Source organism: Sphaerisporangium perillae (genome assembly GCF_023276435.1).
In the GTDB taxonomy this organism is placed as follows: domain Bacteria; phylum Actinomycetota; class Actinomycetes; order Streptosporangiales; family Streptosporangiaceae; genus Sphaerisporangium; species Sphaerisporangium perillae.
In genome coordinates this window covers 1-7885 of record NZ_JALLPO010000090.1, presented here as the reverse complement: position 1 = coordinate 7885, position 7885 = coordinate 1, and the positions used below count along the sequence as shown (strand labels likewise).

The following is a 7885-nucleotide window of genomic DNA, read 5'->3' as shown; positions in this document are numbered from 1 at the left end:
TCACCAGTTTCACGGCCTCTTCCTTGAACTCAGGCGAGAAGTTCCTACGATTCCGCGACAACCATCTTCCTTTCCAGACGACCCCAATCTTAGTGGGGGCACTGTCCGGAAGGCTCGGGGCGGCTCAATCGGGGGTACGGGGTTACAGGCTCGCGACTTTGCTCGCGCGTTCCTTGGCGAGTGCCATTGCGGGTCCTGTTGGGCTCCGTGAGGTGGCCGACGGCCTAGAGGTAGTGGTGGGTTACCAGCGGGCTCTTGTCTTGGGGTCATGGGGCAGGTCAGACTTTCACCAGGTTTTGTCGGTTGCCTGGCTCGTTGCTGGGCTCGGGTGGGGCGGGGCGTTGCTGGAGCTGGCTGTCTGGGGGTTGCGGCTGGTCGTGGCGGCGGTGTTCGCCGGGGCGGCGTGGGGGAAGCTGGCCGACCGGGAAGCTGCGCGGCAGGCGTTGCGGGAATTCGGCGTTCCTGGCGGGCTGGTGGGGGCGGCTTGGTGGGTTCTGCCCGGCATCGAGGTGGTCGTGGCGGCGGCGGTGCTGCCGTCGGCGACGGCGGTGGCGGCGAGTGCTGCGGCGTTGTTACTGCTGGCCGGGTTCAGTACGGCAGTGGCGGTGCAGCTGCGGTCGGGACGGCATCCGTCGTGCGGGTGCTTTGGAGCGGACAGCCGTCCCATCAGCGGGTGGACGTTGGCCCGCAACGCCGGTCTGGGTGTGCTGGTCGCTGCCGCACTGTGGGGGTCTACAGCCCATCCTGGACTGCCCGAAGCGCTGCCTGCTGACGATGCCGTCGGCCTGGCGATCGCAGTGACGTTGGCCGCGGTGCAGGCACGGCAGATGGCTGAGATCAGGACGCTGCGCCGCGAACTCCACCAGCAAGCAGCGCGTTCGCCCGCCGAGGGACTGCCGGTGGGGACGTCTGCTCCGGACTTCGACCTGCCCGGCCTTGACGAGGCCCGCACCACTCTGAAGGACCTGCTGGCTGCGGGACGACCGGTCATGCTGGTGTTCATCCACCCCGAATGCGGCCCTTGCCAGCTGCTGACCCCCGACCTGGCGCACTGGCAGCACAGCACGGACCTCACCGTCATACCGGTCAGCAGCGGCGACCTGGAAGCCAATCTCGCCTGGGCCCGGCAACACCGCCTCGATCGGATGCTCGTCCAGGACGGGCATGAGGTCGCCACCGGCTACCGGCTGCGCGGCACACCCACCGCCGTGCTCATCGACCGCCGCGGCTGGATCGCCGCACCTCCCGCTGGCGGGGCCCAATCGATCCGGCACCTGCTCGCCGAACACACCCGAGACCTCACCCACACCTGACCCAGAAAAAGGAGCACCCTATGGCATTCAGCTGCGACGGCCGACAAGAAGGCAACTACCCCAACCCCGACGACTGCTCCACCTTCTTCACGTGTGTCACCGGCCACCCGACCCCGTACCTCCAAGCCTGCAGCACCGAAGGCTTTCACTTCAGCGTAGACACTGGGCGATGCGAGCACCCCGCAGAGGCCCGCTGCGCCTACTAACAGCACGCACCAGCCGCAGGCGGGCTGAACCGTTCGCACCGGCGAATGCACACGGTAGCCCAGGCAATCCGAGAGGGGTTTGTCAGCTTTCGCCTGAGCCCCAGCGGCCCGTACGGGCTGCGGGACCGCGGCAGGCCCATCGAGTTCTACGTACGGCGCGGCGCCAGCACCTTCCCCGCCAACCAACAGGAGATCCGGGCCATGGCCAGGTCCTGAGAGGAATGCCGGGGCGGTTTGGTCGTCGTCTTCGTGGTCTTCCCCGGCCGCCGCCGGTCAAGGCCCAAGGGGCGGCAAGCGGCGGCCACCCTGCCCGTGCCCGCCGGACGACGGCGGCGGACCGCCGCCGAGGCGAGCGAGCACGCGCGAGCGGTCTTCGCGACGCTGCGCGAGGCGGTCGGTGACGAAGAGTACTTCGATGTCACCGCCCAGCTGCCGCCGGACTACGGCGTGCTGCTGCCCGGACCATGACTCGGGGGAGCGCGCGCTGGCTCCGTCGGTGTCCAGATGGCCTGTTCGGGTGTCCACAGGGCCGAATCCGGCGATCGATTTGGCTGCGGGACAGCTGTCAGGAGGAGATCATCGCTCCTGCATGAGTGTGGCCCGCCGCCGCCCCTGGCGTGGGCGTATGGCGCTGGAATCGGTCGACAGCGCCCTCCGGCGGAGCGCCGGACCGTCAGCGCGACAGGGTGCTCGTGGACCAGCCGTACCGCCATGAAGCCCTCGCCCACCGCCGAGGCGACCCGCATGATCGACCCGCTTCGCACGTCGCCGACTGCGAACACCCCCGGCAGGTTCGTCTCCAGCGGCAGCGCGTCGCCGCGGCCGGTGCGGACGTGGCCCTTCTCGTCCAGCTCGACGCTGCCGGCCAGCCAGCCGACGCACGGATCCGCGCCGATGAAGACGAACAGGTCGTTCATCTCGAAGATGCGCCGCTCGCCGGTCCGGTTGTCCTCCACGACGATTGCCTCGAGCTCGCGGTCGCCGATTCAGCTCGCGCACCTCCGTACGGAGAAACAGCTCCACCGACTCCTCACGCTCGATCCGGTCGATCAGGTAGCGCGACATGTTCTCGGCGAGATCGTCGCCACGTACGAAGACGCGGACCAGCGACGCGTGCCTGGCCAGGAAGAGCGCCGCCTGACCGGCCGAGTTGCCGCCGCCGACGATCGCGACCGGGCGCCGCCGGCACGCCAGCGCCTCCAGCTCGGTCGCGGCGTAGTGCACGCCGCTTCCCTCGAACTCCTCCAGGCGCGGCACGTCGAGCCGGCGGTACCGGGCACCGGTCGCGATCACGACCGTACGGGATCGGGCGAAGCCGCCATCGGCACGCCGGACGACGTACGCCCCGTCCTCGCTCGTGAGGCAGGTCACCTCGGCCGGGATGCTGAGCCTGGCGCCGAACTTCCGGCATTGGATCACCGCCCGCTCGGCCAGCTCACCGCCGGAGATCCCGTTCGGAAAGCCGAGATAGTTCTCGATGCGAGAGGAGGCGCCGACCTGGCCGCCGGTCGCGATCGCGTCGAGCACGACCGTGTCCAGGCCCTCGGACGCGCCGTAGACCGCGGCCGCCAATCCGCCCGGCCCGGCCCCGACCACGACCAGGTCGTGGAGGTCCTCCTCCGCACCCGGTTCGGGCGCGGGCAGGCCGATGAGCCGGGCCAGCTCGGCGTTCACGGGATTGCGGAGCACCCGGTCCCCGTGGAGAATCACGACCGGCGTGTCCACGGGAGGAATGCCCAGCTCACGGAGCAGCGCCTCGGCCTGCCGGTCGTCCTCCAGATCGATCCACCGGTGCGGTAGGCGGTTGCGCGCCGCGAAGTCGCGCAGCCGGCGCGTGTCCGGGGAGAACCGGGAGCCGACGATCCGCAGCCCGGCGCCGAGCTCGATGAGCAGCGATCGCCGTATGAGATAGGCGCGCGGGACCATTTCGCCGAACCACGCCTCCCGGGCGATCAGCTCGCGCAGCCGGCCGATCGGCACGGCCACGACCTCGCCGGTCTCCTGCACGACCGCGGTCAAGAACGCGGGCTGGCCGGTGAGCTGGCCGAGTTCACCGAGGAAGCGGCCCGGGCCGTGCACACGGACGATCTCACCGCCCTCCTGCTCGGCCACCATGCCCTGGCTGATCACGTGGAAGTCGTAGTCGCGGTCACCCTCGTTGAAGAGGATCTCGCCGCGCCGGACCGGGCGCCGGTCACCGTACGCCGCGACTAGGGCGACCTGGTCCCTGTCGAGACGCGGGTACGAGCCGTGTAGGTCGGGTGTCTCCTGCAAGGGCCGTCTCCGTCCATCGTCGGGTGCATCAGAACGACACTCGCCGACCATCCGGACCGCCGCATCCTCACACTTGGTAGGGCGGTCCCGCCGGCGTTCGAGGCCGTGCCGGGTCCGGTCACAGGAGCAGGTCGAAGATGGCGATGGCCCGCTCCCAGTGCTCGGTATGCGGGTTCTTCTGCCGTGGATCGATGATCTTGAAAGTGCGGGCGAGCACGAGCGTCAGTCCACCGACGATCTCCGGTAGAGACCGCTCGGTCTCCTCCGCGATGGTCAGATCGAGCGGCGGCCGTTTCGCGAGTTGCTCGAGAACGGGCTCCAGCGCGATCTCCTCGTCGAGTGCGCGGAAGGTATGGATGGACTCCTGCAGCCCCTTGGTCACCGGCAGATCCGACGGGTGAATGACGTCGCGAGCGTTCGACTTGGCATGGGCCTGGCCGATCAGGAGCAGGTCGTAGATCTTGTGGTCGATGAAGTCCTCGTAGCGCTTGAGGTCGTCCTTGTCGACGTCCAGGCCTCCGGCCACTCTGAAGAGCCGCTGGAACCGTGCTACGGCGCTCGGGCGCATCTGCACCACCTCCTCGGTCGAGCCTTACTCACCCGCGCTCCACCGGCATCACACAACCGGACGGGATCGGTGCGCCTCAGCGGCCCTGCTCGGCCATGCCGGCGGATCCGCCCGGTGAGGGCGGCGACGGGAGGCCCAGACGGGAAAGGATCTCGGCGTGGACCGTGCCCTGATCACGGCTCGCGTCGATCACAAAGACGCCCGCCTTGCGGCCGAGCAGCTCCAGCACGACGTCGATGTCCTTGTGGTAGTCAAAGAGCCGCGCGGTGAGCGCCTCCGGCGTGTCGTCTTCGCGTGTCACCAGCGAATCGGCGCAGACGTCGCAGACGTCCTCCTGCTCCGGCCGGCTCTCGATGAGGCTGTAGTCGACGCCGCAGCGCTCGCACAGCCGCCTCGACAGCACCCGGTGGCGTACCTGGGAATCGGGGATGTCGAGGTAGATGACCGCATCGAGGTCATAGCTCTCCAGGAAGAACTCGGCCTGGCGGCGGTTCCGCGGGAACCCGTCGATGACGAACCCGTAGTTCCAGTCGTGCTCGTCCAGGCGATCGCGCATGATCGTTTCGACCAGAACGTCACCGACGAGCTGACCGGCCGTCATGACCCGTCGTACGCGTGCGCCGATCTTGGTGTGGTGTCGCACGTGCCACCGGAAGATGTCGCCGGTACTGATCCGTACGAGGTCGAAGTCACGGGCCAGCATGGTGCTCTGCGTGCTCTTACCACTGCCTGGTATCCCGACCACCACGTACTTACGCATCGTGAGAATGATGACACACCTGGTGCCGCACTGTCAGTCGCCGGTGGTCGTGTTCGTGTCCCGCGCCACGGAGCATGGCCGTGCCGTGGTGCTCACCGGCCGACGGGCGTGGCCGGTATCACGCTGGGTATCGAGGCCGTACGCCCATGGATGCCGATCGCGGAGATCGACGAGGGCGACGATGGCTACGTCGTCAGGCTCGGGCTGCCCGGCATTTCACCGGATGACATCGACATCGGCATCCGTGACCGCGAACTGTGTGTGAACGGTGAGGTCCGCGAGGAGGAAGAACGCTCGAACGCGCTGCGCGTACGGGCGGGGCGGTTCCACTACCACTCCTCGCTGCCCTCCGACGTCGATGCGGACGACGTCGAGGCGTCCATGGACCAGGGGGTCCTGACACTGCGCATCCCCAAGGCCCAGCGAGCCCAGGGCCACCGCATCGAGATCACCGGCGAGCGGGCCGGAGGCACGCACGGAGATGACGGGTGGGCTGGGATCACGTGCTCCTGGTGAGCGGGGTGTCCGGGCGGTAGGTGTAAGCCGCCTCGCGCACGGCGTCGTCGCTCTCCAGCCCGGCGCCGAGCGCGCCACCGACGGTCGCGATCGAAGCCGCCAGCCAGGCCAGATCGAGGTTGTCCGAGAAGTCGACCGGGTGGCGGAGCACGCTCGCGAAGAACCCGTCCGGTACGAGCACCGCCGTCCCGGCAAGCGCGATCAGGAAGAGCGCGATGTAGAAGACCACCACCCCTATGATCACCGTGATCACCGTGACGATGTTGAACAACATGACCTGCTCGCGCACATTCGCGCTGGGATGCCGTTCCCAGAGGTTCGCGCCTATGACGATGGTGAGGGTCATGGCGAGCGCCGATCCGACGGTGAGCACGCTCAGCCGCACATGTCCGAGGTGGTCGGCGAGCTGCCAGAGGTCGCTGGTGACCAGCGCCGCGGCCACCGCCGCGGCTGCGGCCACCAGCACGCGTGAGAGTCGTATCGCGAGCCGCCAGGGCCTGTTGGCACGCAGCATGCCCAGCAACAGCCACACGTTGCCGGTGATCACCCGGGCCACGAGATGCACGCCTCGGTCGTCGATTTCTACCTGACCGCCGAGCTCCCGTGCCCGCCGGACGACGGCGGCGGACCGCCGCCGTCCTGCCGTCCCGCCGCCCGCCTCCTTGCCGCCCGCCGCGCTCGCTGCTCCGAGCATGGCTTCGACCAGTCGCACGCTGGCGGAGATGGCACGCCGACGGACCCCCACCGGGCCGAGCGCGGGCAGGGACAGCACCGCCACGCCGTGCGTGGCGCTGGCATGGGCGATCACGGGTCGCCTGGCCGTCTGCAGCGGAAGATCGGTGACACAGACCGCGAGGTGCCATCCGCGATCGAGCATGGCTCTGCGCCCGGCGGCGATCAGCTCGCTGAGCTCGACCGGCGGGTCGACGAGCCGCTCCTCGACGACCTCGATGCTCCATCGAAGGTCCGGCAGGCGCGCCGAAAGCTCTTCCGCGAGCTCGGGCAGGAAGGTCGCGGCCAGCTCGGCGACCACGCCGGGTGACGCCAGTATGCCGACACGCACCTCGGTCTGAGCTGCTTGTTCGCCGGGCACCCCCGATCGCCCCCTCCTCGCCCGAGAGTACCTCTTCGTACCCGAGGGATCACGTAGGCGGCTGCCGTTCGGCACGGGCGGGCCGAACCCGCCAGAGCGTGAGCACGCTCGCGGTGAGGGGTCGAGCCGGCTCACGGGTAGAGGCGGAGCAGGTCCTCCTCGGTCTCGCGCCGTACGATCATGCGGACCGACCCGTCCCCTACGGCGGCCACCGGCGGGCGGATAACGTGGTGGTAGTTGCCCGCCATGGCCCGCTGGCCATGCTCTCCATGAGTCGGGCCGCCGGTAACAGCGGTGGTGAACTTGGCAGTTCGAGTCGGGGTCGCAGGCGGGCGGCTGAATGCTCACGGAGACGTGCGCGCATCGGGGACGGTAGCCCTCGCGGTAGAACTGGTCCTTGAACTCATCCCCGCGGAGCACCGGTCCGGTCACGACACGCCTGCTGTGGGAGCGCCAGGACGCCGGAACCGTCCAGCCGTCCTACACCGCCACGGTGCCCAAGCACGGCGTCGTCCTTCTCAAGCTCACCGGTTCAGATCCCATACTGGGCACCGGCCTGGACGGGGACGCTGCCGACGACGCCGCCTTCGCCCGGCGCGGACGGAGCCTGTACGAGCGGCACCTGTCGGAATCGGCGGCCAGGTCTACCTGGCGAGCCTGTAGCGGCGGCTCTCTGTTGGTAATCGCCCGCACCTTGTCCGTGATCGAGGCCAATGCCTTCTTCGACGGATAGGTGTAGACGTAGTACTCGCTGGCACCCTTCTTGCGTCTCCGCTGGATGTGGAAGCCGAGGAAGTCCAGTCCTTCGTCGATCGTTCCATTTGGCGCAGAAATGTTCGTCCAGCGCCGACAGGGCGATGTTGGCCGGCAGCGGTCAGGACGCCGCCTCGACGACCTCGGCGAAGTCGTCGTCACCCGCCTCGGCGACCCACGGCAGCGGCTCGTGGCAGTCACCGCAGCGCGGTGTCCCCCCGGACGCCGCGGGTACACGGTTCCCGCGACCCGGCCTGGGGCGGCGGCCGTGCCCTGCCCGTCCGGGGCCGCGCCCGCGGCCGGCGTTCTCTCGGGCCTGGCCGCGCATCCGTGTCCGCGCGTGTGGCGCTGAACGACTACCCGTTTGAAGGATGTGCGGTCGCCTCCGGTTGACCAGTGTCG

The 7885-nt window shown here is 69.0% G+C and carries 9 protein-coding genes and 1 pseudogene; 5 read left to right on the top strand and 5 right to left on the bottom strand.

Features of this window, described 5'->3' with window-relative positions:
• The first annotated feature begins 341 nt into the window (after positions 1 to 341).
• The 3 genes from MYF83_RS42010 to MYF83_RS42005 all read left to right on the top strand — a co-directional run bounded on the left by MYF83_RS42010 (position 342) and on the right by MYF83_RS42005 (position 1987).
• Positions 342 to 1313 carry a peroxiredoxin family protein gene (locus MYF83_RS42010; protein WP_248966409.1) on the top strand — a complete coding sequence of 324 codons (972 nt, stop codon included), beginning with the start codon at positions 342 to 344 and terminating at the stop codon, positions 1311 to 1313.
• A gap of 20 nt (positions 1314 to 1333) precedes the next feature.
• A complete protein-coding gene (locus MYF83_RS44740; protein WP_372500416.1) occupies positions 1334 to 1519 on the top strand; it encodes a carbohydrate-binding module family 14 protein in 186 nt (61 codons plus the stop codon).
• 234 nt (positions 1520 to 1753) lie between these two features.
• Positions 1754 to 1987: a DUF2267 domain-containing protein gene (locus MYF83_RS42005; RefSeq protein WP_248966408.1), complete on the top strand. Its 234-nt coding sequence runs from the start codon at positions 1754 to 1756 to the stop codon at positions 1985 to 1987.
• On the opposite strand, the gene MYF83_RS44735 is transcribed toward MYF83_RS42005, so the two are convergent.
• The 4 genes and pseudogenes from MYF83_RS44735 to MYF83_RS41990 all read right to left on the bottom strand — a co-directional run bounded on the left by MYF83_RS44735 (position 1960) and on the right by MYF83_RS41990 (position 5121).
• The gene (locus MYF83_RS44735) at positions 1960 to 2436 is read right to left on the bottom strand and encodes an NAD(P)/FAD-dependent oxidoreductase (protein ID WP_372500417.1); all 477 of its coding nucleotides are present in this window, start codon (positions 2434 to 2436) and stop codon (positions 1960 to 1962) included. The genes MYF83_RS42005 and MYF83_RS44735 overlap by 28 nt on opposite strands.
• A 115-nt stretch (positions 2437 to 2551) precedes the next feature.
• Positions 2552 to 3844: pseudogene (locus MYF83_RS42000) on the bottom strand (FAD-dependent oxidoreductase); the annotation flags it as partial.
• Between the two features lie 67 nt (positions 3845 to 3911).
• Positions 3912 to 4361, bottom strand: a complete 450-nt coding sequence (locus MYF83_RS41995; RefSeq protein WP_248966405.1) for a DUF1931 family protein — start codon at positions 4359 to 4361, stop codon at positions 3912 to 3914.
• Between the two features lie 76 nt (positions 4362 to 4437).
• Entirely contained in the window at positions 4438 to 5121 is a 684-nt protein-coding gene (locus MYF83_RS41990; protein WP_248966404.1) for an adenylate kinase family protein, read from the bottom strand.
• A 108-nt stretch (positions 5122 to 5229) separates the two neighbouring features.
• Between MYF83_RS41990 and MYF83_RS41985 the strand changes: the two genes are divergently transcribed.
• Positions 5230 to 5637, top strand: a complete 408-nt coding sequence (locus tag MYF83_RS41985; protein ID WP_248966402.1) for an Hsp20/alpha crystallin family protein — start codon at positions 5230 to 5232, stop codon at positions 5635 to 5637.
• Here the strand turns inward: MYF83_RS41985 and MYF83_RS41980 are convergent.
• Complete coding sequence (locus MYF83_RS41980) at positions 5621 to 6700, bottom strand: hypothetical protein (protein WP_248966401.1); 1080 nt, start codon at positions 6698 to 6700, stop codon at positions 5621 to 5623. The genes MYF83_RS41985 and MYF83_RS41980 overlap by 17 nt on opposite strands.
• A 427-nt stretch (positions 6701 to 7127) precedes the next feature.
• On the opposite strand from MYF83_RS41980, the gene MYF83_RS41975 reads away from it, so the two are divergent.
• Positions 7128 to 7463 (top strand): hypothetical protein, encoded by a 336-nt coding sequence (locus MYF83_RS41975; protein ID WP_248966400.1) that lies wholly within the window; start codon positions 7128 to 7130, stop codon positions 7461 to 7463.
• Positions 7464 to 7885 lie beyond the last annotated feature (422 nt).